The sequence below is a fragment of the Nonomuraea sp. NPDC048901 genome (assembly GCF_040649695.1).
GTDB lineage: Bacteria > Actinomycetota > Actinomycetes > Streptosporangiales > Streptosporangiaceae > Nonomuraea.
This window is the reverse complement of the sequence record NZ_JBEZFW010000014.1, coordinates 64,528-90,681: the sequence shown is the minus strand read 5'-3', so window position 1 is coordinate 90,681 and position 26,154 is coordinate 64,528. Positions and strand designations below refer to the sequence as shown.

General features: G+C 69.9%; 27 protein-coding genes. 16 read left to right on the top strand and 11 right to left on the bottom strand.

All coding sequences use genetic code 11. The annotated features are described in order from the left end of the window. The first annotated feature begins 55 nt into the window (after positions 1-55). Together AB0C30_RS39225 and AB0C30_RS39220 are read left to right on the top strand one after the other, a co-directional pair. Positions 56-436, top strand: a complete 381-nt coding sequence (locus AB0C30_RS39225; protein WP_357953568.1) for a thioesterase family protein — start codon at positions 56-58, stop codon at positions 434-436. Continuing rightward, positions 433-1,623, top strand: coding sequence for an MFS transporter (locus tag AB0C30_RS39220; protein WP_357953566.1), 1,191 nt, complete (start codon positions 433-435; stop codon positions 1,621-1,623). The genes AB0C30_RS39225 and AB0C30_RS39220 overlap by 4 nt, the downstream gene beginning before the upstream one ends. On the opposite strand, the gene AB0C30_RS39215 is transcribed toward AB0C30_RS39220, so the two are convergent. The 4 genes from AB0C30_RS39215 to AB0C30_RS39200 all read right to left on the bottom strand — a co-directional run bounded on the left by AB0C30_RS39215 (position 1,615) and on the right by AB0C30_RS39200 (position 5,238). Beyond that, positions 1,615-3,123 carry a glycoside hydrolase family 13 protein gene (locus AB0C30_RS39215; RefSeq protein ID WP_357953565.1) on the bottom strand — a complete coding sequence of 503 codons (1,509 nt, stop codon included), beginning with the start codon at positions 3,121-3,123 and terminating at the stop codon, positions 1,615-1,617. The genes AB0C30_RS39220 and AB0C30_RS39215 overlap by 9 nt on opposite strands. Before the next feature lie 16 nt (positions 3,124-3,139). Continuing rightward, positions 3,140-3,520 carry a globin gene (locus AB0C30_RS39210; protein ID WP_357953563.1) on the bottom strand — a complete coding sequence of 127 codons (381 nt, stop codon included), beginning with the start codon at positions 3,518-3,520 and terminating at the stop codon, positions 3,140-3,142. A 9-nt stretch (positions 3,521-3,529) separates the two neighbouring features. Next, positions 3,530-4,459: a mechanosensitive ion channel family protein gene (locus AB0C30_RS39205; protein WP_357953561.1), complete on the bottom strand. Its 930-nt coding sequence runs from the start codon at positions 4,457-4,459 to the stop codon at positions 3,530-3,532. 494 nt (positions 4,460-4,953) lie between these two features. Continuing rightward, positions 4,954-5,238, bottom strand: a complete 285-nt coding sequence (locus tag AB0C30_RS39200) for a hypothetical protein (RefSeq protein WP_357644622.1) — start codon at positions 5,236-5,238, stop codon at positions 4,954-4,956. 272 nt (positions 5,239-5,510) lie between these two features. Between AB0C30_RS39200 and AB0C30_RS39195 the strand changes: the two genes are divergently transcribed. The 7 genes from AB0C30_RS39195 (at position 5,511) to AB0C30_RS39165 (ending at position 12,651) form a co-directional block, all read left to right on the top strand. Beyond that, a complete protein-coding gene (locus AB0C30_RS39195; RefSeq protein ID WP_357953559.1) occupies positions 5,511-7,067 on the top strand; it encodes an XRE family transcriptional regulator in 1,557 nt (518 codons plus the stop codon). Further along, positions 7,064-7,585: a GNAT family N-acetyltransferase gene (locus tag AB0C30_RS39190; RefSeq protein WP_357953557.1), complete on the top strand. Its 522-nt coding sequence runs from the start codon at positions 7,064-7,066 to the stop codon at positions 7,583-7,585. Before AB0C30_RS39195 ends, AB0C30_RS39190 begins: the two co-directional genes overlap by 4 nt. 227 nt (positions 7,586-7,812) lie before the next feature. Further along, positions 7,813-9,060, top strand: coding sequence for a DMT family transporter (locus tag AB0C30_RS39185; protein WP_357953555.1), 1,248 nt, complete (start codon positions 7,813-7,815; stop codon positions 9,058-9,060). 195 nt (positions 9,061-9,255) lie between these two features. Next, on the top strand, positions 9,256-10,980 hold the full coding sequence (locus AB0C30_RS39180; RefSeq protein ID WP_357953553.1) for a tetratricopeptide repeat protein: 1,725 nt from the start codon (positions 9,256-9,258) through the stop codon (positions 10,978-10,980). A gap of 37 nt (positions 10,981-11,017) precedes the next feature. Then, positions 11,018-11,473 (top strand): hypothetical protein, encoded by a 456-nt coding sequence (locus tag AB0C30_RS39175; protein WP_357953551.1) that lies wholly within the window; start codon positions 11,018-11,020, stop codon positions 11,471-11,473. A 71-nt stretch (positions 11,474-11,544) separates the two neighbouring features. Beyond that, complete coding sequence (locus tag AB0C30_RS39170; protein WP_357953549.1) at positions 11,545-12,327, top strand: hypothetical protein; 783 nt, start codon at positions 11,545-11,547, stop codon at positions 12,325-12,327. A 9-nt stretch (positions 12,328-12,336) separates the two neighbouring features. Then, positions 12,337-12,651, top strand: coding sequence for an MBL fold metallo-hydrolase (locus AB0C30_RS39165; RefSeq protein ID WP_357953548.1), 315 nt, complete (start codon positions 12,337-12,339; stop codon positions 12,649-12,651). Positions 12,652-12,658: 7 nt separating this feature from the next. Here AB0C30_RS39165 and AB0C30_RS39160 read toward each other — a convergent pair whose 3' ends face one another. Genes AB0C30_RS39160 through AB0C30_RS39150 form a run of 3 tightly spaced genes read right to left on the bottom strand, consistent with a single transcriptional unit; the run spans position 12,659 to position 14,708 of the window. Beyond that, the gene (locus tag AB0C30_RS39160; RefSeq protein WP_357953546.1) at positions 12,659-13,114 is read right to left on the bottom strand and encodes an NUDIX domain-containing protein; all 456 of its coding nucleotides are present in this window, start codon (positions 13,112-13,114) and stop codon (positions 12,659-12,661) included. 26 nt (positions 13,115-13,140) lie between these two features. Continuing rightward, on the bottom strand, positions 13,141-13,773 hold the full coding sequence (locus AB0C30_RS39155) for a DUF47 family protein (protein WP_357953544.1): 633 nt from the start codon (positions 13,771-13,773) through the stop codon (positions 13,141-13,143). Further along, positions 13,770-14,708: an inorganic phosphate transporter gene (locus tag AB0C30_RS39150; RefSeq protein ID WP_357953542.1), complete on the bottom strand. Its 939-nt coding sequence runs from the start codon at positions 14,706-14,708 to the stop codon at positions 13,770-13,772. The genes AB0C30_RS39155 and AB0C30_RS39150 overlap by 4 nt, the downstream gene beginning before the upstream one ends. Before the next feature lie 159 nt (positions 14,709-14,867). Between AB0C30_RS39150 and purU the strand changes: the two genes are divergently transcribed. Beyond that, on the top strand, positions 14,868-15,719 hold the full coding sequence (gene purU, locus AB0C30_RS39145; RefSeq protein WP_357953939.1) for a formyltetrahydrofolate deformylase: 852 nt from the start codon (positions 14,868-14,870) through the stop codon (positions 15,717-15,719). A 49-nt stretch (positions 15,720-15,768) separates the two neighbouring features. Here purU and AB0C30_RS39140 read toward each other — a convergent pair whose 3' ends face one another. Further along, positions 15,769-17,832 carry a prolyl oligopeptidase family serine peptidase gene (locus AB0C30_RS39140; RefSeq protein ID WP_357953541.1) on the bottom strand — a complete coding sequence of 688 codons (2,064 nt, stop codon included), beginning with the start codon at positions 17,830-17,832 and terminating at the stop codon, positions 15,769-15,771. 278 nt (positions 17,833-18,110) lie between these two features. Here AB0C30_RS39140 and AB0C30_RS39135 point away from each other — a divergent pair, with 278 nt between their 5' ends. The 3 genes from AB0C30_RS39135 to AB0C30_RS39125 all read left to right on the top strand — a co-directional run bounded on the left by AB0C30_RS39135 (position 18,111) and on the right by AB0C30_RS39125 (position 19,740). Beyond that, the gene (locus AB0C30_RS39135) at positions 18,111-18,620 is read left to right on the top strand and encodes an HNH endonuclease (RefSeq protein ID WP_357953539.1); all 510 of its coding nucleotides are present in this window, start codon (positions 18,111-18,113) and stop codon (positions 18,618-18,620) included. 78 nt (positions 18,621-18,698) lie between these two features. Beyond that, entirely contained in the window at positions 18,699-19,517 is an 819-nt protein-coding gene (locus AB0C30_RS39130) for a GNAT family N-acetyltransferase (protein WP_357953537.1), read from the top strand. A 25-nt stretch (positions 19,518-19,542) separates the two neighbouring features. Next, positions 19,543-19,740 carry a zinc ribbon domain-containing protein gene (locus tag AB0C30_RS39125; protein WP_357953535.1) on the top strand — a complete coding sequence of 66 codons (198 nt, stop codon included), beginning with the start codon at positions 19,543-19,545 and terminating at the stop codon, positions 19,738-19,740. 100 nt (positions 19,741-19,840) lie between these two features. Here AB0C30_RS39125 and AB0C30_RS39120 read toward each other — a convergent pair whose 3' ends face one another. The 3 genes from AB0C30_RS39120 to AB0C30_RS39110 form a co-directional block, all read right to left on the bottom strand. Then, a complete protein-coding gene (locus AB0C30_RS39120; protein ID WP_357953534.1) occupies positions 19,841-20,335 on the bottom strand; it encodes a WYL domain-containing protein in 495 nt (164 codons plus the stop codon). A 319-nt stretch (positions 20,336-20,654) separates the two neighbouring features. Next, entirely contained in the window at positions 20,655-22,493 is a 1,839-nt protein-coding gene (gene ilvD, locus AB0C30_RS39115; RefSeq protein ID WP_357953532.1) for a dihydroxy-acid dehydratase, read from the bottom strand. A gap of 191 nt (positions 22,494-22,684) precedes the next feature. Next, entirely contained in the window at positions 22,685-23,509 is an 825-nt protein-coding gene (locus AB0C30_RS39110) for a nuclease-related domain-containing protein (RefSeq protein ID WP_357953531.1), read from the bottom strand. Positions 23,510-23,649: 140 nt separating this feature from the next. Here AB0C30_RS39110 and AB0C30_RS39105 point away from each other — a divergent pair, with 140 nt between their 5' ends. From AB0C30_RS39105 to AB0C30_RS39095, 3 genes are all read left to right on the top strand, one after another. Then, positions 23,650-25,056, top strand: a complete 1,407-nt coding sequence (locus AB0C30_RS39105; RefSeq protein ID WP_357953529.1) for an amidase — start codon at positions 23,650-23,652, stop codon at positions 25,054-25,056. 366 nt (positions 25,057-25,422) lie between these two features. Continuing rightward, a complete protein-coding gene (locus tag AB0C30_RS39100) occupies positions 25,423-25,713 on the top strand; it encodes a hypothetical protein (RefSeq protein ID WP_357953528.1) in 291 nt (96 codons plus the stop codon). A gap of 5 nt (positions 25,714-25,718) precedes the next feature. Further along, positions 25,719-26,081, top strand: coding sequence for a DUF5130 family protein (locus AB0C30_RS39095; RefSeq protein ID WP_357953526.1), 363 nt, complete (start codon positions 25,719-25,721; stop codon positions 26,079-26,081). Positions 26,082-26,154: the final 73 nt, after the last annotated feature.

Genomic DNA, 26,154 nt, shown 5'->3' with positions numbered 1-26,154 from the left:
TACGGTGGCCTGCGTGGTTGAACAATCCCTCGCCCAGCGGCATATCTTCCCCCGAATGGTGAGATTTGCGGACATCGACTCACTTGGGCATGTGAACAACGTCCGCTTCTTCGACTATCTGGAGGACGCCCGGCTGGGGATGCTCCACATCGATCCGTACAAGGCGGGTGACGCCCCCTTCAAAGGCCTCGTCGTCTCCCGGCACGAGATCGACTACCTGCGCCCGCTCGGCTTCCGCCCCGAGCCGGTCCGGGTGGAGACCTGGGTGACCGAGATCAGGCCGGTCCGGTTCACGCTGGAGTACGAGATCCGCGACGACGAGGAGCTGTTCGTCCGGGCCACCTCGGTGATCGTCGCCTACGACGTCGAACGTGCCGCGCCCCGCAGGCTCACCTCCGACGAACTCGGCTACCTGCGGCGGTTCATGTCGGCATGAAGCGCTGGCTGATGCTTGGTCTGGGGGTCAACGCGCACGCCTGCGTCACGCTGGGGCTGTTCGGGCTGCCGCTCGTCATGCCGGATATCCAGCGATATTTCGGTGTCTCGCTGCCGGTGGCCGGAGTCATCGGCAACGCTCCCGGTTTCGGCATCCTGCTGTCCCTGGTCGCCTGGGGCATGCTGGCCGACCGGCGGGGCGAGCGGCTGGTGCTCGGCGTCGGCGTCGGGCTGGCCGCCGTACTGTTCGCCGCCCTGGCCTTCGTGACCGAGATCTGGGCGGTGGTCCCGCTGCTCGCCCTGGCCGGGGCCATGGGGTCGGCGGCCATGGTCGGCGGCGGCCGGATCGTGCTGCGCTGGTTCGAGCCGCCGGAGCGCGGCGTCGCGATGGGGCTGCGCCAGGTCTCCTACACCCTCGGCATGGCCGTGGCCGCGTTCGTCCTGCCGCCGATCGCGCGGGCCCACGGGATCTCGGGCGTGTTCATCGTCTGCGCCGGAGTCAGCCTGCTCGCCGCCGTCCTGGCCGCCCTCTTCCTGGCCGAGCCGCCGCACGCGATCTCGGGCGCTCGTACGGCACCGGCCGCCTCGCCGTACCGGCAGCTCGCGCTCTGGCGGGTGCACGCGACCAGCGCGCTGCACGTGGTGCCGCAGATCGTCGTCAGCACGTACGGCGTGGCCTGCCTGGTCGGCGTCTACGGCTGGGACGGCGTACGGGCGGGACAGCTCTTCGGCGTGGCGGCGATCGGCGGCGCGGCGGTGCGTATCGCGGTCGGCCGCTGGTCCGACCGGAGCGGCCTGCGGATGGCGCCGCTGCGGCTGCTGACGTTCGGCTCGCTGGCCGTGCTGGCCCTGCTGGTGCTGGGCGCGGTCACCAAGTCGTGGCTCGGCCCGGCCATGCTGGCGCTGGCCGCGGTGATCACCGTGGCGGGGAACGGGCTCGCCTACCTCTCGGCGGGCGAGCTCGCCGGCCCCGGATGGGCGGGGCGGGTGCTGGGCACCCACAACACCATCCAGAACGTCGTCTCCCTGGCCGTCACGCCGCTGGCCGGGCTGCTGATCACGGCCACGGGCTACTGGGCCGGGTTCGCGGCGGGGCTGGCGTGCGCGCTGATCTCGCTGCCCGTCATCCCCACGCGCGGCGAGCGGCACGCCACCGCGGAACCGGAGGAGGCCCGCCCGTCAGGCTGACGCACGCAGCCAGACGGCGGTGTCGGGCGGCAGCAGGTCGCCGTCGAGCGGCCCGCTGGGCAGCAGGACGCCGTCGTGTGACGGCAGCCGCACCGGCTCGGTGCCGCAGTTGAGTGCGCAGATCAAGGACCCGCGGGTGAAGAAGAGCGCGCCTTCGGGGGAGTCCAGCCACTCCAGCGTGTAGGGCAGCGATCCCACCAGCTCACGGCGGCAGGCCAGGGCCCGGCGGTAGAAGGACAGCGTCGATCCAGGATCGGCGGCCTGGGCCGCCGCGCTGAGTGCCCCGAACGCGGCCGGCTGCGGCAGCCACGGCGCCACCCCGTCGGGCGAGAACCCGTACGACCCGCCGTCGGCCGACCACGGCAGCGGCACCCGGCAGCCGTCGCGGCCGGCCACTTCCCCCTTCGACTGGATGAAGACCGGGTCCTGCCGCGCCTCCGGGGGAAGATCCTTCACCTCAGGGAGGCCAAGTTCCTCCCCCTGGTAGAGATATGCCGACCCGGGGAGGGCCAGCATCGTGAGCAACGCCGCCTTGGCCCGCATCAGACCCGTGCCCGGATCGGCGGTGTCGTAGCGGGTGCGGTGCCGTACGACATCGTGGTTGGACAGCACCCACGTGGCGAACGGGACCGCGGCCAGCGTGTCGTCGATGACCTTCTTGAACGCGGTCGCCGACCACGGCGCCTGCAGCCAGGCGAAGTTGAAGCTCTGCTGCAACTCGTCGGGGCGCACGTAGAGCGCCAGATCCTCGGGGCTGTCCGTCCACACCTCGCCCACCGCCATGCGCTCGCCGGGATAGCCGTCGAGCAGCTTGCGCCAGGACCGATAGACCTCGTGCACCTCCGGCTGGCCCCAGATCGGGGAGACCGACTTGAACGACTGGTCCTGGATGTCGGGCAGCCCCCACGCCTTGTACAGGCCCATCGCCACGTCGATGCGGAACCCGTCGACGCCCCGGTCCAGCCAGAACCGCAGGATGTCGAGGAACTCCCGGTGGATCTCGGGGTTGCGCCAGTTGAAGTCCGGCTGGGCGGGGGCGAACAGATGCAGGTAATACTGCCCGTCCGGCAGCCTCGTCCAGGCCGGGCCGCCGAAGGTGGACTGCCAGTTGTTCGGCTCGGCGCGGAAGAGGTAGCGGTCGCGGTGCTCGCCGCGCAGCGCGGCCTGGAACCAGGGGTGCTCCGAGGAGCTGTGGTTGGGCACCACGTCCACGAGGACCCTCAGCCCGAGCCGGTGCGCGTCGGCGACCAGCGACTCGAAGTCGTCCAGCGTCCCGAACAGCGGGTCGACGCCGCGGTAGTCGGCCACGTCGTAGCCGCCGTCGGCCATCGGCGAGGGATAGAAGGGGGTCAGCCAGATCGCGTCGACCCCGAGCTCCGCCAGGTAGGGCAGCCGCTCACGCACTCCGGCCAGATCGCCGACGCCGTCTCCTGAGGCGTCGGCGAAGCTGCGAACATAGATCTCGTAGACGACGGCATCACGCCACCAGGGGATGTCCATGGGGCGGTCATGCCCGCTATGTCGGAGAGTTCACCATGCTGTGCGCCGCGTAGACCAGGTAGTCCCAGAGCTTGGTCTCCTGCTCCTGCGGCAACTCCAGCGACTCGACCGCGTCGCGCATGTGCCGCAGCCAGGCGTCGCGCTCGGCCTCGCCGATGACGAACGGGTTGTGCCGCATCCGCAGCCGCGGGTGCCCGCGCTCCTGGCTGTAGGTGGTGGGGCCGCCCCAATATTGAATGAGGAACCCCCGCAACCGGTCTTCGGCCCCGGTGAGGTCTTCCTCCGGGTAGAGCGGGAGCAGCAGCGGATCCTGCGCGATCCCCTCATAGAAGCGGTGTACGAGTCGCCGGAAGGTCTCCTCGCCGCCGACGGCCTCGTAAAAGGAGGTTTCAGTCACCGTACAAGCCTATGCGGTGGCGACCATGGGGATGCCCGCGGCGTCGAGCGCGGACTTGACCTGGAGCCTGAGCTCCCGCGCGACCTGCGCCTGCTTGGACGGCAGCGTCTTCGCGGAGATCCGGAACACCACCGAGCTGTCGGACAGCTGCTCCACGCCGAACACGGAGGGCTCCTCCACGATGAGCGTCTCGCGGAAGTCGGTGTCGGCCCAGATCTCCTCGGCCACGTGCTCCAGTATGGCTCTAACGGTGGTGACGTCGGTGTTCCAGGCGACGGGGACGTCGAGGTAGGCCCGCGACCAGCCCTGTGACTCGTTGCCGATGCGGGTGATGGTGCCGTTGCGGATGTACCAGACGCGGCCGTCGGCGTCACGCAGCCTGGTGACGCGCAGGGTGACCGCCTCGACGGTGCCGACCGCGGCGCCCGAGTCGATCACGTCGCCCACGCCGTACTGGTCTTCCAGCAGCATGAACATGCCCGCGATGAAGTCCTTGACCAGCTCCTGCGCGCCGAAGCCGATCGCCACGCCGAGGATGCCGACGCTGGTGAGCAGGGGAGCGATGGGGATCGTCAGCCGGTCGAGCACGGTCAGCACGGCGGTGCCCATGATGACGATCGAGGCGATGTGCTGCAGCACCGAGCCCATCGTCTCGGCGCGTTGCTTGCGGCGCTCGTGGAGCAGGGCGTCGATGCCCTCGGTCGCGGCGCCGGACCTGCGGAACCGGCCGGTGATCGAGCCGCCGGTGGCGGCGCGGCTGACCACCCGGGTGATCAGGCGCTTGGCGATGTTCCGCACGACGAGGGCGAGCACCAGGATCAGGATGACCGTGATGAGCGTGGCGATGAGCGGGGCGAGGAAACCTACAGGCAGCGAGGCTTGCAGGAACCCGCACAGGAACGTGTCCTTCTCACAGGCCGCACCCACATCGCTGATCATCTTCGACGGGTCCAGGGGACTCGGCGGAGGAGTAGTAGGCGTTGCCAGCAGGAACACTGGTTGGGTCCCCTTCCGGAAGCGGTTCGGTCGACGGACTTTTCGAGCGGAACGCTCAAAAAGATACCGCCGACCGAACCGGCCGCAGTCACATCACGCCGGGGAAGACGGGGACATCAGGCCTCTTGGGCCGCGGAGGGCGAGGCCTGACGCTCCGGTGACGTACGGCTCGGCTGGGACACACACCCGGAAGCATGTCCCAAGCCGTTTCCGGGAGGGGTCCCCCGAACACCCTCCAGGCGGACCTGGAGGGCATCTCCTGTGTACGGCTGGCTGGCCGTACAAGCACGAGTCCCGCGAGAAGCGGAACCGGCGGGATGGCCAGAGCCCCTGCCGTGTGCAGGAGACCCTCCGCACCGACCACCCCGCCGGCTCCGAGAAGCCGCCATGGATGCGGTGAGCCGTGGTGGCTGCGCTCCACCCGGACCACCGCGTCATCATTCCCCCACGGCGGCGAGTACGCGTGCGACCTTGGTCGCCGCACCAGCCGGGTCGTCGGCCGTATGCATGCGCTCACCCCAGGACCAGCAGTACCACCAGTCCGGAAGCTCGGCGACCGCAGTGGGCCGGCAGGTGACGCTCTCGGTCAGGCTGGTCGCGTTCGGGTTGATCACCCGGACGAACACCCGCCCGTTCTGGGTCCGAACTACTCGTGCGAGCAACCCGCGAGCGTCGAGTTCTGACACCAAACGCTCCAGGTGCCCGAAGTTGTCGTCCCCCACCTTTCGTCCCTCCCTTGAATCGTTGCTGGTGGGCCAAAGATGACTCAAGTCAACGGACTGCGCAACGCGAGGTTTCTGCTCACGGGGCGCCGGTTCTCACTCATAGGTGATAAGAAACAGTCCGCCGGAGGACGATCCTTAACCGGAACCTCCAAGAAGGCGTTTCCAACCCCTCATCAATGCGCCATAGTCATTGGTAGGCGCAGCGCGACGTTAACGCTACGCTCAGTTAGCAGTTTCGGACCGACGGGACTTGCGTGAGAGGGGCCGGGATGTCCGGCAGGCAGCACAGAGAGACGGAGATGGCGCGGCGGATCCGGGCCAGAGGGCTCGCCACCGGGCGCACCTCCGCTCAGATCGCTGAGGAGATCCACGAGCACTGTGGGCCCCAGTTCGGCACGACCAGGATCAAGGGACATCGCCTCTCGTACGGCATCGCCTTGGCCGACGTCATCGAGCAGGTCAGAGCCCTGTTCGAGCGCGACGGCAAGACTCAGCCCGGCATCGGCGAAACCCTGCTGTCCGCCTACGAGAGCGGGCTCAAGCGGCCGGGCCCCGAATATCTCCACTACCTCTGCACGGTCTACCGGGTCGAGCCGGGCGCGCTCGGTTACGAAGGGCCGTGCATCTGTGGCCACGGCCACCGGATGCCCGGGGTGGTCGCCGCCGACCTCAAGGAGCGACTCCCTGCCGCGAGCCCGCAGCGCGAGCTGTTGATGCCGCCGGAGAAGACGACGCCGGCCCCCTCCGATGAGGAGGACGAGAACATCCTGCGCCGCACGCTGCTGAACATGCTGTCCAACGGCCCCCAGGCAGGCAGGTTCGAGGGCCCGGTGCTGGGCGCCTGCGAGGGCATCAGACGGCGGATGGACGCCATGCTGGTGTCGGCCACCGTCTCTCCCGCCATGCTCGATCAGTGGGAGGAGGCCACGCTGGCCTTCGGGCGCCAATACACCACCACCGCGCCGCTACGGCTGCTGTGCGACGTGCTGCTCGAACTCAGCTCCGTCCACAGCGCCATGTCCTGCCGCCAGCCCATCGACCTGCAGGAGCGCCTGTGCCGCATGGCCGCGCAGCTGTCCGGGCTGAGCGGCATGATCATGATCAACCTCGGCGACCACCGGCTGGCCCGCTCCTTCTTCCGCACCGGCCGCACGGCCGCCGACGAGACCGGCGACCGCGCGCTGCGCGCCTGGGTGACGGCTCGTGAGGCGCTCGTCCCGCTCTACTACGGCGACGCCCGCGAGGCGCTCAACCTGGCCAAGAAGAGCCGCGACCTGGCCGGCCAGACACCGTGCGCCGCGCAGGCGATGGCGCCGGTCGTCGAGGCCCGCGCGCTGGCGATGATCTCGGGCGTCGACAGTAAGAAGGAGGTCGTCGACCAGGCCAAACGCGCTCTGGCGCGGGCCAGGAACGCTTTCTCGCACATGAAATCGCACGAGCGTGAGGACATGGCCTTCGGTTACACCGAACGGCAGCTCTACTTCTACCAGGGCGACGTGCTCACGAAGCTCGGACAGACCCTCGAAGCCGAGGTGGTGCTCGACCAGGCACTCGACAAATACCAAGATCACATCATCGACCAGACGCTGATCAGGCTGGACCGCGCACAGTGCCGCCTGATCGAGGGGGACATCGATGAGGCCATCGCCATGGGCAAGGAGGCGATGCGCCTGCTCGGCCCCGAATACCGCACCGATTTCATCATGCGCCCGGCTGTTGCGCTCGCACAGGCGATCAAGGCGCGCGACGCGAATCATCCCGACCTGGCCGTGTTCCTGGAGGAACTGCGTCCTTCTGAGCTGGCCACCGGGGAAGGGAGTGCATGAAGCTGAAGATCCGACGTTATCGTTGGTCTGACCTCGACACCATCCTCGCCCTGCACCGGATCTGCCTCGCCGAGGTGGGACTGGCGCCGGGCGACGGTGTTTACTACGACGACGACTTCCCTCGCATCCAGGAGCTCTATCTGGCGTGCGGCGGTGACTTCCTCGTCGGCGAGCTCGGCTCGCGGGTCGTGGCCATGGGCGGCCTGAGACCCATCGACTCGCAGACGGCCGAGGTGTGCCGGTTGCGGGTCCATCCGGGCTTCCAGCGGCGCGGGTTCGGCGCCACCATGCTGCGAGCCTTGGAGGAACGGGCGGTGGAGCTGGGATTCCACCACGTCCGCGGAGACACGACCCTCAACCAGGGGGCCGCCCTGGCGCTGTATGAGCGCCACGGCTGGCGGGAGATCGCCCGGCGGCAGGTCGGCGACCTCGTCGTCGTCTATGGCGAGAAGAGCCTGGTGCCGGAGGAGGGTGACCGCCGGCGGGTCGTCGAGTCGGCCGACGCGCTCGAATCGTAGTGCCATAACCCTGTGCCTGCCCGGGCCGAAGTGCGCGGGCAGGCACACTCCGTAGTCGCGAGGTCGGTCCGGGCGAGCGGATGTGACGGAAATGGTGCTCTGGGGACTCCTGCGGATAGGGATGTACGTACCCGCGGGTGAGGCTCGTTCCTCTCGGTGGTAGAGGAACATCTCCGGCTGCTGCCTGTACACCGATGGCTGCTGATTGTAGTGAGATGCTTTTTTGCATGGCCGTTGTGCCCGCTCCCCGGCCCCTCCTGGGAGCCGTGCTCCTGTTGTTCGTCAGCGCCGCCTGGGGGTCGGCGTTCCCGCTGATGAAAGATCTCATCCTCCGGTTACCCGTCGAGGATCTGCTCGCCGAGCGATATCTCCTCGCGGCGCTCACCCTCCTCCTGCTCCGGCCGCGCTGCCTCCGGCGCCTGCCGCGGGGGACCTGGGTCAACGGGGTCATCCTGGGGGTCATGTTCGGTGTCGGGCAGTGCGCCCAGGCCATCGCGCTCGACAGTCTCCCGTCGGCTGTCTCGGGGTTCGCCGTCGGGTGCAACGTGGTCATCACCCCGATCCTGGCCCTGGTGGTGTTCCGGGCCAAAGTGCTCCGCCGGGTCTGGGTGGGCGTGGGACTCGCCTTGGCCGGCATGACCGTATTCACGTTGATGCGCGGCACGGAGGACCGGGAGATCTCCTTGCTCGCGCTCGGGGTGACGCTCGGTGCCGCCGCTCTCTACTCCGGCCACACGCTGTTCCTCTCGCGGCTCTCTGGCGGCGAGAAGGTCTTCGACGCCTACGCGCTCACCGTCATCCAGCTCGCCACGATCGGCGCCATGGCCGGCGTGCTGGCCGTGCGCGACGGGTTCGCGCTGCCGGCCACCCTGCCCGACTGGGGGATACTCGCCCACCTCTCCGTCGTCTCGTGCGCTCTGGGCTTCCTGGCCCGCTCGTACGGCCAGGCGCACGTGCCGGCCATCCCCAGTGCCGTGCTGATGTCGTCCCAGCCACTGTGGGTGACGGCGATCGCGGTGATCTGGTTCCACGAGCAGGTGGGCCTGAGCATGGTCGTGGGCGGCGGGCTGATGGCGGCCGCGATGCTGCTGGCCGTGCCCGGCAGGGGCTCGCCGCGAGAGGTGGGCGACCGGGCCCTGGTCATCGTGACCAGGAGGGCCAGGAGGGTGCTGGCCGACCTGAAGATCAAGCGGGACGATCCGCTGAAGCTGGAGCGGCGCGCCGTGGCGTACCCCGCCAAGACCGCCTGCGCGCGCCCCGAGGCGTGCCCGTGGAACGACGGCTCGCACAAGGGGGCGAGGGAGCCCAGTCTCGATCGGTTGATGGAGCAGGCCACCAACATCGTCCGAGCGAAGAACCTTTCTCACGACGGTTGTCCGTCGGATGGTCTCGTCGGCCGTTGTTTGTGCGCGTTGGTCGAGGAATCTGGACAGAAGAGGTCGGTGTCAATCTCCCGCTGGTTTCGGTCCCAATAGGCCACTAATCGCAGTCAAAAAACCAGGGGTTCTTATTGATTGACCGCTCACTTATTCGCCAGAAATCTTGATATTCGCTGAGGTGTCCGATAATGGTGAGTAAACCCAAAGTGAGAGGTTCATCATGAAGCGCATCGCCGTCCGCAAGCCTGGCACCGCGAGGCTCGCCGGGACCTCCAGCGTCATACATAAGGGGTGATCGAGGGGAGATCCCATCTCAGGGCTCAGGGGGCCCCGCCCGACCGATGGGAGGCCGTACACCTGCTGATGCCGGTGATCGACGGGCACAGACGGCCCCTGGGCCCCTACACCGTCGGATCCGCGCTGCTGCACCACCTGGTCCCCGCCGCCTTGGACAGCTCCAAGGAGCTCGTGGCGGCCCATGACATCGAGATCCGAGCAGTGGCACCCGGTCTGTGTGACCGGGTGCCCCTCCGCAGGATGGCCCTGGACGCGGGGCTGTCCGAGGACGAGCGCATTCTGGTGCCCGCGCCGCGCCGCTCACTGCGGCTGGCCAACGGGATCGCGGAGTTCGTCCGCGCGGTGGTGCCGCCCGGCCGCACGCTGGCCGTGTGCAACGCCGACGCGGCCGATCCCACCGACGCCGAACTGCTCGACGTGCTGATGCGCAGGATCCCGCCGGACATCCTGACGATCATGGTCTACTCCGGCGGGCCGGAGCCTCCCGAGGATTCGCGCGATGCCGAGGAGCTGTGGGAGCTCGTCGACCGCTGCACGAGGGAAGGCTTCCTGCACGCGCTGGTCGAGCTCGGCCAGCTCGGTCTCGCGCGCACCGAGCCCGGCAGCCACCAATGGTGGCTCTTCGCGCAGCGCACCGCGACCGCGCTCGGCGCGCTCGGCCAGACGCTCGAGGCCCGCGTGCTGTGGGAGGCCGCCCGCCGCTCCAGCCAGGATCCGGCCGTCCACTCCGCCAGCGCGTACGGCACCGCCATGCTCGACGCCCGCCACCACGACGCCGCCCAGCGCGACCTGGGCCGGGCCACGGGCTGGATCAACCAGGCGATAGCCATCTCCAGCCTGCTGCCCGACCCCATGGAACGCGCCTTCAAACTCGGCTTCGACCGCAACGGGCTCGCGCTGATCGAGCTGCGCCAGGGCCGTCCCGAGGCCGCGCTCGCCCTGGTGGACTCGGCCCTCGACCTGGCCCGTGAGCTGGGTGAGCGGCACCCGGTGCACCGGATGGTGCTGCTGGCCAACCGCGCCCAGCTGCTGGCCTCGCTCGGGCGGGTCAAGGAGGCGCTGGAGGAGTACGGGGCGGCCATCGCGATCGACCCGATGTTCCCCGACTACTACCTCGACCGCGGCAACCTGCTCTTCCGGCTCGGGCGGCACGGGGAGGCGCTGGCCGACTACGAGTGGGCGATGCGGGCCGGGCCGCCGCTGCCCGAGGCGTACTACAACCGGGCCGAACTGCGCGTCGTACGCGACGATCTCGACGGCGCCCTCGCGGACCTCGGCCGGGTGATCGAGCTGGACCCGGACTACCTCGACGCCTACATCAACCGGGCGGGCCTGCTGGCCATGCTGGAGCGGGACGAGGAGGCCAGGACCGACGTGACGATCGGGCTCGGCCAGTCGCCGGGCAACCCGTACCTGCTGGTCGTGCTGGGCCAGCTGGATACCGCGGCCGGTCGGCTGGGCGAGGCCCGCCGGGCGCTGGACCTGGCGGTCGGCGCGGCGCCCGAGCTGGCGTCGGCCTGGGGCAACCGCGGCGTGCTGCGGTACGAGTCGGGGGACTGGGCGGGCGCGCTGGCCGACCTGACGCAGGCCATCACGCTCGAACCCCAGCAGCCGACCCTCTACGACAACCGCGCCGTGGTCCATCGCGCCCTCGGCCACCCGGCCGAGGCGGCGGCCGACGACGAGCGGGCGGCCCGTCTCCGGTCGGCCAGCCTGTAGAGGCATCGGCCAGTATGCATCGGCCAGTATGGAGGACATGTCGAAGCAACGGGCGGCCAGGGCGGCGGCGGTCTACGCGGCCCTGGGCGTTCTCTGGTGGGCCACCGCCCGCATCGGATGGACGGCCGTCGGCTGTGAGGCGTGGAACTGCTTGCCTCCGGCGCTCGGCACTCTCCTGGTGATCACCGTGGGCACGTTCGCCCTGTCGGCCGTGGTGCTCAACCGGGTGGAGGTACGCCCGGGGTTTCGCGTGGCCTGGGTGACGGCCGCCATGCTGATGGTTTTGAGGGTGGCGGGTGAGGTGCTTCCGTCCTCGTCGTCCAGGTTCGCCCACGTGGTGATGTCGGGGGTGGCGTTCGCGATGGCGGGTGCCGTGGCGGCCTTCGCGACGGACACGGAGGTCGCCAAGGGGAGGCGGCTGCTCGTGTCGCTCGGCGTCCCGGCTCTGGTGCTCGTCGCGATCGTGGTGGCCTGGTGGTGGCGCGGCCCTTGATCCGGCGACCCGCCGGACGCGGAGTGGCACGAAGGGCGCTGGCAGAGCCCTCCTACGGCTACGGTGGACCCGTGGCCTTCGACGAGCAGTTGCGCGACCTCCAGGAAGGAGCCAGCGCTCAGGCGGCGGGCATCAGGCGTGGCTACGGTGGCCCGCCCGCCCGCGCGGTGAGCGTCCGCTCCGGCCTGGCCCGGCTGCGCTGCGCCTCGCTGCTCAAGCCGCTGTACGCGTGGGTGGCGGCCGCGCACATCCCCGACGCCGAGCGCTGGCGCCGGCACGCCGAGCCGGCGGTGGTCGTCTCGTCCAACGCCGACACGCTCAACCTCTGGCTCGCGGTCGGGCCACGGGTCATCCTGGACGACATCTATCAGCGCACGGGCGTCGTCTGGGCGCCGCCCAACGGAGATCCGTCGCGCTTCGGCTCGGTAGAGGTGGCGGCCGACGAGGTCGCCACCGCCTACGCGGCGCTCGCCCAGACCGCCGCCGCCGGCGACCCGGTGGCAAGCACGGTCCTCGACTGGATGCGCCAGGTCTCGGGCCAGCAGGCGTTCGGCACCCGCGAGGCGCTCAGCTCGCCGGAGGCCGGGATCAAGTGCGGCTGGTACGGCGCGCCGGACGAGAGCTGCCTGCGCACACATGCCGTGGCCGTGCTCCCCAGGGGCGGCACCCGGGCGACGGTCGTGGTGGGGATGACGGCGCAGCCCTACACCGACCCGGGGGAGCGGGAGGTCTACCAGACTCGGGTGAACGAAGGGCAGCCGGTGGAGGGCGAGCACGAGAAGGTGGCGGGCGAGCTGCTGCGCGGGCTGATGCTGGCCACGCTGACGGAGCTGGGCCACCGTTATCCGTCCTGAGCCCGCTATATGCTGACCGGCGGCGGCCGGGTGGTCGCGTACACGGGAGACACCGGGCCCGCCCCCGAGCTGGCCGAGCTGGCCCGGGACGCCGATGTGCTGCTGGCCGAGGCGACGTATCCCGAACAGGTGCCCGACGAGGACGCGCCCTACCTGTCGAGTGCCCTCGACGCGGGTCGTACGGCGGCTCGTGCCGGTGTGGCCCGGCTGGTGCTCACCCACCTGTGGCCGGACAGCCCGCCCGAGCCCGCGCTGGCGGCGGCTGCCCGGACATATGACGGCGAGCTGGCCGTGGCCACGGGTGGCCTCACACTGGACCTGTGACCGTCCGTCAGGCCGGTCCCGTCAGCTTGGCGATCACCTCGGCCAGTTCGGGCGGCTCGACGCCGTGCGGCAGCTCGTCGGCGGCGAACCACCGGTAGCCGAGGTAGGCCCGAGCCTCCTCGTCCGTGAGCTCACCCGGGTCCACCTCGGGGGTTTTCCCGGGGAAGCGGGCCAGGTAGAACGGCTCGGTCTTCACGTACCGCACACCGAGCCAGGTGAAGTCCCGATGGACGGGCACCCACTGATCACGCACCGCCGACCCCGGGAGGCCGGTCTCCTCGGTCAGCTCCCGGGCGGCCGCCTCCAGGGGCGTCTCGCCGGGGTCGATCCCGCCACCCGGCGGCTCCCAGATCGCCTCGCCACTGACGTGGTCATGCCATCGCACGAGCAGCACCCGGCCCTCGGCGTCCACGCAGACCACCCGCGCGGCCGGACGGTCACTGCCGATCTGGTGGGACTCCACGCGGCCTCCTCACGCACGTACCGCGGTCAGCGTTTCATGGAACCGTCGGCGATGGCGTCGGCGGCCTCGCCGATGGCCATGCCGACGATCTCCAGGCGGCGCACCAGCTCACGTTGCTTCATCGCATCGGACGTCAGCTCGCCCGAGAAGATGCGGGCGATCTCGTACTGGTACATGCGCCTGATGGACCGGCCCGTCTTCTTCGCCTCCAGCGCGTCATGGAGCACGGCCGCGGGGCGGGCGGCGAGGTCGCGGACGGCGTTCTCCAGGGCGTCGATGCCCTCGATGACCTGGTCGAGCAGCGGCGCGAAGCGGAGCTGGTCCGGCACCCGATACAGGTGCGACTCGCGCACGAAGTCGCGCAGCGAGTCCAGGACGTCGTCGATCGAGCGGGAGAGTCGGTAGAGGTCCTCCCGGTCGATCGGGGTGACCAGGGCCGACTTGAGCTCCTCCACCAGGGTGCGCCGCTCCTGGTCGCCGAGGTGCTCGATCACCCGCATCTTCTCGTGCGCGCCCGTCCTGCCCACCTCCCCGCCGATCATGGCCATCGCCAGCCAGGCGCCCTCCTTGGTCGCCGCCAGCTGACCGAGCAGGGCCTCGGTGAGCGCGCTGTCCATGCGGCCCGACAGCAGCGCCTGGGCTCTTCGCAACCGCTTCATGCCGTCACCCCCCTCACCGCGTACGACGCGAGCGCGGCCACCAGCGCGCTCATCGGAAGCGTCAGCACCCAGGCGACGACGATCTTGACGGCGGCGTGCCAGCGGACCCGGCCGGCACCCTGTGCCACCCCGGCGCCGATCAGCCCGCCGGCGATGGCCTGGGTCATGCTCACCGGCATACCCAGGGCCGAGCTGCCGATCACCGCGAGGCCCGAGGCCAGTTCGGCCGTCACGCCGTGCAGGGGGCGGAAGACGATGAGCTCCCGGCCCAGCGTGCGTCCGGCCTTGGGCAGGCCGTACACGGTGCCGAACCCGAACAGCACCGCCACCAGCGAGGTGTAGGGGAGCGGCGCGTTCGAGAAGCTTCCCGCGACCATCAGGACGGCCAGCACCTTCTGGCCGTCGTTGGCCGAGTAGGCGACGGTCTGCAGCAGGAAGCCCGCCCAGTGCCAGCGGGGGAGCCCCTTGATGGTCGTCACCAGGAGCAGCAGCCGGATCACCAGCCAGCCCAGCAGCCCGCCCACGACGGGCGCGGCCAGGGCGAAGGCCAGCACCTGGGCGACCGACCCGGCCGAGACCGGCAGCCCCCAGCCCAGACCGGCCCCGGTGAGGCCGCCGACGACGGCCAGGGTGAGGCTGGTCGGCAGGCCCTTCGCGCTCAGCGCCATGACCACGCTCAGCGCGGCGACCACCGCGATCGACATCGCGATCTTCGCGCCCGGCCCCTGGAACGTGGCCAGCCGGGTCACGAACGTCCGCGCGACCTGATGGGTCACCAGCGGCACCAACGCCATCAGCACCACCAGGGTGAGGGTGCCGACCGCCGGCCGGATCGCGGGCAGTTTGAGCCCGGTCGCGAGCAGGGCGCCGCCGTCGTTCATCCCGGACACGAACGCGAACACACAGGCGATCGCGATCAGTACGGAAGCTTCCAAAGGCGGGCACTCCATCCCGTTTGGGGCGGTCTAGCGGGTGAGGCGCTCCGCATGCGCTGCCCCTCGGCCGGACGGCGATGTGGAGTCCGCCGCTGAGAGGTAGTCTGCCCAGGTCAACCGGAAGCCACCCCGTGATCTTCTGTCCGTGAGAGTGAAATGATGAGCTCTGCCGAATACATCCTGACCTTGTCCTGTCCCGACCGGCCCGGTGTCGTGGCCGCGGTATCGGGGCTGCTGGCCGGGCACGGGTGCAACATCATCGAGAGCCAGCAGTTCGGGGACCGGGAGGCGCAGCGGTTCTTCATGCGGGTCCAGTTCGCGGCGCCGCTGCCGGAGGACGAGCTACGTGCGGCCTTCGCCGCTCTGGCGCCGGAGTTCGGTATGGAGATCAAGCTGCGCGACGTGGCCAGGAAGCCGCGGGTGCTGATCATGGTCAGCAAGTTCGACCACTGCCTCAACGATCTGCTCTACCGGGTGCGCGCCAAGGCCCTGGACATCGAGATCGTCGCCGTCGCGTCCAACCACCCCGACCTGCGGCCCCTGACGCAGTCGTACGGCATCGACTACCACCACCTGCCCGTCACCCCCGAGACCAAGGCCCGGCAGGAGGCGGAGGTGCTGGCGCTGGTCGAGCACTACCAGGTGGAGCTGGTGGTGCTGGCGCGCTACATGCAGGTGCTGTCGGAGGACCTCTGCGAGAAGCTGGCGGGCCGGGCGATCAACATCCACCACTCGTTCCTGCCGTCATTCAAGGGCGCCAGGCCCTACCACCAGGCGCATGATCGGGGCGTCAAGCTGATCGGCGCGACGGCGCACTATGTCACGTCCAACCTGGACGAGGGGCCGATCATCGAGCAGGAGGTGGCCCGGGTGAACCACAGCCACTCCCCGGCGGACCTGGTGGCGATCGGGCGGGACGTGGAGTGCGTGGCACTGGCCAGGGCCGTCAAGTGGCACGCCGAGCAGCGGGTGCTGCTCGACGGCCACCGGACGGTCATCTTCCCCCGCTGACGCTCCTGTTTTCGGCTATTGGCCTGTCTCGGCTATAGGCCTGTCGCGACTACAGGCCGGTGTGCCGGGCCAGGAACGTCAGCGTGTCAGCCGACAGATCGACCGACCTGCTGATCGAACGGGCGCCATGGCCCACCTCGGTCTCGTTGCGCAGCACGATCGGCCCCTCACCCGTGGAGGCATGCTGCAGCGCCGCGCACATCTTCCACGCGTGCAGCGGGTGCACGCGAGTGTCCGACTGGAAGACCGTGAACAGCGTCGCGGGGTACGCCACCCCCTCGCGGACCTGGTGATACGGCGAGTAGGCCGACAACCAGCCGAACCCCTCGGGGTCGGCGGCCGAGCCGTACTCGACGTTCCAGGTCGCGCCCAGCCCGAACTGCTCGTAACGGATCATGTCCAGCAGCGGCGCGGAGCAGGCGACGGCCGCGTACAGCTCGGGACGTTGCGTCAGCGCCGCGCCGACCAGCAGCCCGCCGTTGGAGCCGCCGGAGATGGCCAGCTGCTCGGAGGTCGTCACGCCGGTCGCGATGAGATGCTCGGCCGCGGCGTGGAAGTCGTCGAAGACGTTCTGCTTGTTGCCGAGCATGCCGGCGCGGTGCCAGTCCTCGCCCTCCTCGCCGCCGCCGCGCAGGTTGGCGATCACGTAGACGCCGCCCGCCTCCACCCAGGCGAGCACCGAGGCGGAGTAGCCGGGGGTCATGGACAGCCCGAAGCCGCCGTAGCCGTACAGGATGGTCGGGCGCGGCCCGTCGCCGTCGACCGGCGAGATGACCAGCATGCGGACGTCGGTGCCGTCCTTGGACTGATAGACGACCTGGGAGGTACGCACCGGCGGCACGTCCACCACGCCCGGTGAGGCGGCCCAGAGCGTGGTCTCGCCGGTCCTGGCGTCGTAGCGCTGGATGGTCGGCGGGGTGGTGTTGTCGGTGTAGCCGAACCACGCCTCGTGGCCGCCTTCGGGACGCTCGGCGATGCCGCCGATCGAGCCGAGGCCGGGGGTCGGCACCTCGCCGATCCGCTCGCCGGTGGCCAGGTCGTGCACCGTGATCTCGCTGATCGCGTGGCGGGTCCAGCTCACCAGCATGACCGGGCGTTCGAGGTCGTCGAGGATCGCGAAGTCGGCCAGCACCGCTTCGGAGTCCTCCGGGATCAGGTCGCGCCAGTTGTCGAAGCCGGGCGTCTCCGGGTCGGTGACGCAGATCCGGACGCGCGGCGCGTCGCGGTCGGTGTGGATGTACAGCCTGCCGTCGCGGCCGAACGAGAACCCCGTCTGGGCGTCCACGCCCTCCTGCACGACCTGGAGGTCGGGGCTGTCGGGTGAGGAGGCGGTCAGGTCGGCCACCCACAGGTCGTTGCGCGGCGCCGTGCCCTCACTGGCGGAGATCTGGAGCCAGCGGCCGTCACGCGAGACCGAGACGCCGTAGTAGTTGGTCATCTTCAGGCCCTCGCCGAAGATCATCACGTCGTCCTCGGTGGACGTGCCGACGCGGTGCAGGTAGACGCGGCGGTGGAACTGCGACTCGCTCTCCGGCAGCTCCGTGCTCGGCAGCCGGCGTACGTAGTAGAACGCCTCGCCGCCGGGCAGCCACGCGATGGGGGAGTAGCGGCACCGGTCGATCGGGCCCTCGACGCGGGCACCGGTGGCCACGTCCATGACGTAGAGGACCGACTCCTCGTTGCCGCCCACCGAGATCTGGTAGGCGAGCAGGCGGCCCTCCTTGTCGGGCTGGACGGCGTCGAGCGTGGTCAGGCCCGACGGGTCGATGGCCATGGGGTCGATCAGGACCCGCTCGGTGCCGCCGGACTCGTCGTTTTCCGCGACGTAGTAGACCGCGTGCTCCTGGTCCGGCGTACGGCGGCTGAAGAAGTGGCGGTCGCCGCGCCACGCGGGCACCCCCACGGAGCCCGACCTGAGCAGCTCGGCGATGCGGTCCCCGAACCGCTGCGGCTTGCTCTGCCGCTTGAACAGGTCGGCCTGCGCGAGCAGCCATCCCTGCGTCTCCGGGCTGTCGGGATCCTCAAGCCAGCGATAGGGGTCCGCGACGGGAGTGTCGTGCAAAATCTCGGCGCTTTCCTCGCGGCGTGCTGTGGGGTAGGGCTCTCGCGTCATGCCCGAACCTTACTGCCAAGCAGGGCGCGTAAAGCCCTGGTGAAGTGGGCATAAAACGTACCGTGCGTCCCTCTGGTCATTCCGGCTGGGGGTTATGGGGTGGCGGGGACCACGCGGTAAACGTCAGACTTGGTGACAGGACGGTGCCGTGGTGACCATCCGCTGGACCGTCCGGCGGAGGTCCACGTGACGGAAGCACCAGTGCCCCAGGAGGGGCCGACAGCCGGGACATGCCACGGCATGTCCCCCTTGATACCCATGCAGCAGGGAGAGGCCCGATGACGCGCCAAGTCCTGCTGCTCAACGCTACTTACGAGCCACTCACCACTCTGTCGCTGCACCGAGCCATCGTGCTCGTGCTGCGGGAGAAGGCCGATATCGTCCACCGTGACGGCGGGGGCGCGGTCCTGCGCTCCGCGACGTGCACGCTGGAGGTGCCCTCGGTGGTCCGGCTGCGCAGATACGTCCGTATTCCCTACCGGTCTCGCATCCCCCTGACCAGGGCCGCGCTCATGCGGCGCGACGATTACCGCTGTGCCTACTGCGGCCTGCGGGCCGAGACCATCGATCATGTCGTCCCCCGGTCGAGGGGCGGCCCCCACACGTGGGAGAACTGCGTCGCCTCGTGCACGCCGTGCAACCACAGGAAGGCCGACAAGTTCCTGGAGGAGCTGGGGTGGACGCTGCGCGTCGCCCCGGCGGTGCCACGGGGCGCTCACTGGCGGCTCATCGGCGCCTCGCTCGTCGGCGATCCCCAATGGGCGCCCTACCTGGAAGCGGCTGCTTGACCTTCGGGCCCGGATCCCTGGGATCCGGGCCTGCAATGTCTTTGTCGTGCTTCACGGCTCCTGGCAGGATTCCAGGGCATGTGGACCTTTACCACCGACGTCGAGGAGTACGCGAGCGCCGCCGAGGCGTTCCTGCTGGCCGACCCCGTGGGCAACACAGTGCCGCTGACGGTGCTGGCCAACATTCGCGCCGGGATGCCCGCCGGTGACGCCTCCTTCGGCTGGTGGACCACCGACGGCGAGGTCCGGGGGGCGGTCTTCCGTACGCCGCCGCATCCGATCGGTCTGGCCCGCATGCCGGTCGAGTCCATCGCGTCGCTGGTCACGGCATGGCGGGGTTCGCAGGGCGAGATCACGGAGGTCCTGGGCCCGCTGGAGCTGACCGGCGCGCTCGCCGAGGTGCTCGGCGCGCCCCGATCCGTGCTGTCGGAGCGCCTCTACCGCCTCGGCACCCTGATCGTCCCCGACGCGGCCGGCCACGGCCGCCTGGCAGGTGTCGCCGACTTTCCCCTGCTGGTCGCCTGGTTCCAGGCGTTCGGCGAGGAGGTGGGTCTGGGCGTGGGCGGGGATCCCGTTCAGCAGGTCGAGCACCGGCTGGCCGGGCGGCAGCTGTTCATGTGGGAGGTGGACGGGGTCCCGGTGTCGATGGCCGCCCTGTCGCCCGCGGCGGGCGGGGTCTGCCGCGTCGGGCCGGTGTACACGCCGCCGTCCTGCCGCAGACGGGGGTACGGCGCCGCGGTCACCGCGTTCGCCAGCCGGGTGGCGCTGGAGATGCGCTGTGAGCAGGTGGTGCTCTTCGCCGACCTGGCCAATCCGACGAGCAACGCCGTTTACCGGTCGATCGGCTACGAGCCCGTCTACGACTACGCCCAGGTGACCTTCGCATCTTTGCCGTAGCCGTGTTTGCCGTAGTCTTGGGGGCATGCCGCGCTATGACTTTCGCTGCCGTGCCTGCGGGTCGACCTTCGAGGTGACCCGTCCGATGGCCGCCTCCGACGAGGCGGCCGCGTGCCCCGAGGGGCACGACGACACCGTCAGGTTGCTCTCCACGGTCGCGATGACCGGCGGCGCCGCCGCGCCGAGCTCGGGTGGCTGTTGCGGCGGGGGCTGCTGCGGCTGACGCCTCACCGGCCGCCCAAGCCGCCCCGCGATGCCGCAGGCCATCAGGCCGACCCGCCGCGCCAACAGCTGGGGCGCGACGGGTTCCGGCAGGGCACTTCTTAGGCGGCGCGAGCCCGCTTGCGTCGCTGGAACGGCAGGAACCGGTCCGCTAGGTGCGGCCGGGACGGGGTCAGCGTCGGTTCGACCGCGAGAATCCGGTCGAACCGGAACGCCCGGATGGCCCGCCGCATCCGGCAGATCCCGACGAGATACCAGTATTCGCGATGCACCAGGCACGTCACCGGTTCGACATCCCGAGCCGTGACATGTCCTGAAGCATCCCGATAGTGCAGACGAATCATCAGCCTGCTGGTGATGGCGTCCGCGATGAGCCTGGCCCGCGACGCGATGTCCACGGGCAGCGGCTCGGTGAGCGTCGTGAGGGTGGTGGCGATGACATCATCGTCGAGCTCCAGGTGCTCGAGCGCGTGCTGCAGACCGCGCCTGGCGGTGACGGCCTGCGGACCGGACCCCAGATGAGCGAGGGACAGAGCGAGGGCAGCGATCTCGGCGGTGGTCAGCGGGCGAGTGTGGGAGTTCACGCCTGTAGCCATACCCCCACAATAGAGACGACCACCGACAGTTTTCGAAAGCCTGTACGGCTGGTAAGCACCCTGTATCGAACGGATAAGGCCCTTCAGCCGCCACGCCACCACTGACGGAACCCGCAGGCCACACTGACGGAACCGCAACGTCCCCACCGGCGGAAGCCGCACGCCATCGCGGGCGGAAGCCACGGCCGACCATTGACGGAAGCCATGGCCGGCAAGACGCACGTCACGGCGCTCAGCCGGTGAACCGGAGGAGCGTGCCCCTGGACAGACCCCAGCAGGCACGGCGGGTGGGGCCCACCGTGCCTGCCGTAAAAGAAACTTATCGCGACAGCTGGGAGAGGTCGCGAGAGGCGCCCGTGGAGGCCGAGGTCGTCATGGCCGCGTACGCCTGCAGGGCGGCGCTGACCGGGCGGTTGCGGTCGCGGGGCCGGTAGCCGCCCAGGTCGGCGAGCAGGCGCGTACGGCGCTCCGCCAGCTCGGCCTCGGGGACCCGGAGCTCCATCGACCGGTTGGGGATGTCGATCTCGATCGTGTCGCCGTCCTCGACCAGCGCGATCATGCCGCCCTCGGCCGCCTCCGGAGAGGCGTGCCCGATCGACAGCCCGGACGTGCCGCCGGAGAAGCGGCCGTCGGTGACCAGCGCGCACGCCTTGCCCAGGCCCCGGCCCTTGAGGAACGACGTCGGGTAGAGCATCTCCTGCATGCCCGGCCCGCCCTTCGGCCCCTCGTAGCGGATGACGACCACGTCGCCCTCCTTGACCCGGTCGCCGAGGATGCCCTCGACCGCCTGCTCCTGCGACTCGAACACCACCGCCGGCCCGCTGAACTTCCAGATCGACTCGTCGACCCCGGCCGTCTTCACCACGGCGCCGTCACGCGAGATGTTGCCGTAGAGCACCGCGAGCCCGCCGTCCGCGCTGTAGGCGTGCGCCAGGTCGCGCACGCAGCCCTCGGCCCGGTCGAGGTCGAGGGAGTCCCAGCGGTTGTCCTGCGAGTATGGCTTGACCGTGCGGACGTTGCCCGGCGCCGCGTGCCACAGCTCCAGGGCCTCGGGCCGCACCGTGGGCGACTGGGGGTCCCAGGCGGCGATCGTCTCGCCGAGCGTGGCGCCGTTGACCGTCGGCACGTCGCGGTGGAGCAGCCCGGCGCGGTCGAGCTCACCCAGGATGGCCGGGATGCCGCCCGCGCGGTGCACGTCCTCGACGTGGTATTTGTTCGTCGCCGGAGCCACCTTGCACAGGCACGGCACACGCAGGGAGATCTCGTTGATCTCCTTGAGCCCGAAGTCGACCTCGGCCTCGCGGGCCGCGGCCAGGATGTGCAGGATCGTGTTGGTCGAGCCGCCCATCGCCACGTCCAGCGCCATCGCGTTCTCGAAGGCCTCGCTGGTGGCGATCGAGCGCGGCAGCACCGACTCGTCGCCGTCCTCGTAGTAGCGGCGGGTGATCTCCACGAGCTGGCGCCCGGCGTCCTCGAACAGGTTCTTGCGCGCCTTGTGCGTGGCCAGGATCGTGCCGTTGCCCGGCAGCGCGAGGCCGATCGCCTCGGCCAGGCAGTTCATGGAGTTGGCGGTGAACATGCCCGAGCACGACCCGCAGGTCGGGCAGGCGTTCTCCTCCATCTCCAGCAGATCCTCGTCGGAGACGCTGCTGTCGGCGGCGGCGACCATCGGGTCGATCAGGTCGAGCTTGCGGCCGGGCGTCTTGCCCGCCTCCATCGGCCCACCCGAGACGAAGATCGTCGGGATGTTGAGCCGGAAGGCGGCCAGCAGCATGCCCGGCGTGATCTTGTCGCAGTTGGAGACGCAGATCATCGCGTCGGCGCAGTGGGCGTTGACCATGTACTCGACGGCGTCGGCGATCAGCTCGCGCGACGGCAGCGAATAGAGCATGCCGCCGTGGCCCATCGCGATGCCGTCGTCGACCGCGATCGTGTTGAACTCACGCGGGATCGCCCCCGCCTCGCGAATCGCGGCGGACACCACGTCGCCGACGTCGCGCAGATGAACGTGGCCCGGCACGAACTGCGTGAAGCTGTTGGCCACGGCGATGATGGGCTTGCCGAAATCGCTCCCGGCTACGCCGGTCGCCCGGAGGAGGGCGCGGGCGCCGACCATGTTCCTGCCATGGGTGACCGTACGAGACCTGAGGGCGGGCATTGAACTTCTCCCATCGTTGCGAGTCCTCACATCGTACGACCATTTGCCCGGTTGCTGAGACAACTGTCCACGGCTCGGAACGCGTACGGCGGCGAGCTGGGTGGATCCCGCCCACGCGGGGCGTGCCTCCGGAACTGCCGAAGGCACGCCCGTCGGAACTGTCGACGGGCGTGCCTTCAGAGCTGGATCGGTCAGCCCTCGCCGTATCTCGCGGGCAGGACCTGGGCCGCGATGTCGTGCAGGCGGTCGATCTCGGCCTTGGTGAGCGCCCGCTCCCGCTTCGTGATCCACTTGCGGGCACGGCCGCCTTCATAGACGTCCACGCCGCGGATCGTCATGATCTTCCACGGCACGGGCGGCCCGTAGATGGCCAGCGAGGGCACGACGGAGATCTCCTTGCCGTAGGCCTCGCTGATCAGCTCGCTGGCCCGCGAAGCCTCCCATTTGGCCTCGGTGAGACGTGGCTTCATGTCGAACGGCCCATGGAAGAGCTTCTTGCCCATCTGGACGCGTACGGGCAGCCGTTTGTCCCACTTCTCGGAGTCGACCGCGTAGACGCCCGTCGGGCCCACCACGAGGTGGTCGATCTGGGCCTCGCTGTCCGGTATCGCCCGCGCGTGGAGCGTGCGATAGCCGTTGCGTTCGAGTTTGCGCAGTTGGGCCTCGGTGCGGCGCTCCGCGATGGAGGCACGGCGCCAGGCCGGCACGGTCGAGTTGGACCGCGCTCGGTAGACAGTGTCGAGGATGGCCGCGATCACGCCCGCGGTCACGCCTACCCGCCAGTCGCCCACGAGGATGCCCACGACCACGCCGACGGGGATCGCCAGCAGGGCGCGGTTGCGCATGCGGCGGAAGCGTGGCTGTTGGAGCAGGCTGCGCAACGACGCGCGCTCGATGGGCGCGTAGGTTGACGTGGGCGCCGATTGCTTCGCGGGGGCCGGCTCGCCTTCGGGTCGGTCACTCACCCAGATGGGTGAGGAGTTGTGACCGTCTTCTCGCTGATGGTCGGAGTCCACGTAACTCACCGTAGCCCGTGGTTCTTGTCGATTCCTAGTGCTGCCTTGTCCATAGTTTTATGGCCCAGCTCACTGTGTTCTACGCCCGTTTTCCGGGTATCTATTACGTTCTTCTCTAGAGATGCCTAGTGTGCGGTAGCGTGCGAGAACTTCACGAGCTTTCGGCGCTCGAGCAGGCGCAAGCCATCCGTGACCAGGAGATTTCGCCGGTCGAGCTCACGCGGCACTACCTCGATCGGATCGAGCGAATCGATCCACAGGTGGGTGCGTTTGTGACGGTGACCGCCGAGAGAGCGCTCGAACAGGCGCACCGTCTGGCCAAGGAGCTGCCAGACGGACCCCTCGCCGGAGTGCCGATCCCCATAAAGGATCTTAACCTGGTGAAGGACGTGCCCATCATGTTCGGGTCGTCGACATACCGGGGTTTCGTCGCCCCGATGGACGACACGGTGGTCGAGCGCCTGCGTGACGCTGGCACGGTGATGCTGGGGAAGACCGCGACACCGGAGTTCGGCCTGCCCTGCTACACCGAGACCGCCCTCTCGCCGCCCTCTCGCTCGCCATGGGATCCGCGTACCTCCGCGGGCGGGTCGAGCGGCGGCGCCGCCGCGGCCGTGGCCGCCGGGCTGGCGCCGGCCGCGCAGGGCAGCGACGGGGCCGGTTCGATCCGCATCCCGGCTTCGGTGTGCGGGCTGTTCGGCATCAAACCCACCCGTGGCCGGATCAGCTTCGCGCCGATCATCCCCGACCTCGCGGGCCTGTCGACGAACGGCCCCCTCGCCCGTACCGTCGCCGACGCCGCGGCGCTGCTCGACGTGATGGCGCACAACAACCCCGGCGACCTCTACCTCGCGCCGCCGCACGAAGGCACGTTCCTGGAGTGCGCCGGACGCGAGCCGGGCCGGCTGCGCATCGCCCGCTACGCCCGGCCGGTCGTGCCCGGCGCCGACGTCCATCCGGACGTGCTCGTCGCGTACGAGGCCGCCGCCGCGACGCTGGCCGCACTCGGCCACGAGGTCGTCGAGATCGAGCCGCCGTTCGGACCGGAGACCGTGCCGCAGTTCACCGTCATGTGGTACGCCTTCGCCTGCATGCACCCCGTGGCCGAGGACCAGGTCGATCTTCTCCGGCCGCTCACCAGGCGGCTGCGCGAGCACGGCTTCGCCACTCCTGCCCCGACGTTCCTGCAGGCTCAGGCCGCTCTGCAGCTGGCCACCAGGGCGGCGCTCACGGTGACCAACGCCTATGACGCGGTGCTCACGCCGACGGTCACACAGCCGCCGCGGCCGGTGGGCTGGTTCGAGGACGTGGACGACGTCGAGGAGACGTTCGAGCGGATGAAGAGGTTCGCCGCCTTCCCCGCGATCTACAATGTGACCGGCCAGCCCGCCGTGAACCTGCCCCTGCACTGGACCGCCGACGGGCTGCCGATCGGCGTCATGCTGGCGGGCCGCCTGGGCGCCGAAGGCACACTGATCTCACTGTCGGCCCAGGTCGAGTCGGCCAGGGGCGGCTTCTGGGGCGACCGGCGACCGGCGATCTGGTAGCCGTGTCGTGCCGCTGGCGTGATGGTCGGGGGCCGAGTCCGCAGAAGAAGCGGCCCATGGCGGGCTTGCGCCGCCACCCGGTCAGGCCCTCCTGTGCCCGCGCCGTCACCCGCTTCCGCCCTACCACCAGGGATCTACGCCTGCACCTCCACCTGCAGATGCGTCCGCGCCCGCATCTGCACTTGCGTCCGCGTCCGCGTCCGCATCTGCACCTGTGGCAGCACGGCCGCCCTGATCGGGGCCCGGCTCGACGGCTCTCTCGGATCGCATCCCACAGTTGAGTTGACCTTGTCTGGGGGATCTTGAGTCAGACTCTCTCACGACCGGGTCTGGCCGGACAGCCGAACCGGGATTACGTTCTTGGGTGTGGACAGCGCGCTGGAGATTCTGGCTTTTCTCTTGGGGGTTTCGCTCGCTCTGTTCGTGCTGATCAGCCTGGCGGTCATGGTGCCGGGGCGGGGTTCGGCGCGGAGGATGGAGACGGGCCCGGTGTGGCTGGGCGGTCCGTCCGGGAGCGAGCACGGCGTGAGCACCTCGGGCCTGGTGCTGGCCGACCGGGTCGCTCATTGGGCGCCGGCGCCCGAGTCCGACTGGGTCGCGATGGCGGAGACGGCCGAGCCCGGCAGGCGCGTCGGCGGCGCTTCGGCGGGATGGTGATGGCGATGCGCGGACTGACCTCGGCTCAGGCCGACGACATCAGGCAGGCGCTCCACGTCGCCGAGCGGCGCAGCGGCCTGCGCTTCGGCGCCTTCCTCGGCGCGCCGGTGGGCGGCCGGCGGCACTTCGCCGAGCGGCTGCACGCCGCGCTCGGCGAAGAGGCCGACGAGGCCGTGTTGATCTTCGTGGACGTCGCCGGCCGGGCGCTGGAGATCGTGACCGGCGAGAACGCCCGGCGGCGGCTGCCCGACACCGCGTGCCGGCTGACCGCCATGTCGATGGCCACGGCGTTCAGCGCGGGTGACCTGGTGGGCGGGCTGCTGTACGGCATCGGCATGCTGGGTGAGCAGGCCACCGCCAGGCGGTAGATCGGGCGTCGCCTGCGCCCCCGCGGTAGGCGACGCCCACCCCGCCTTTCTAAGCGAGGCGGGCGACGCGGTC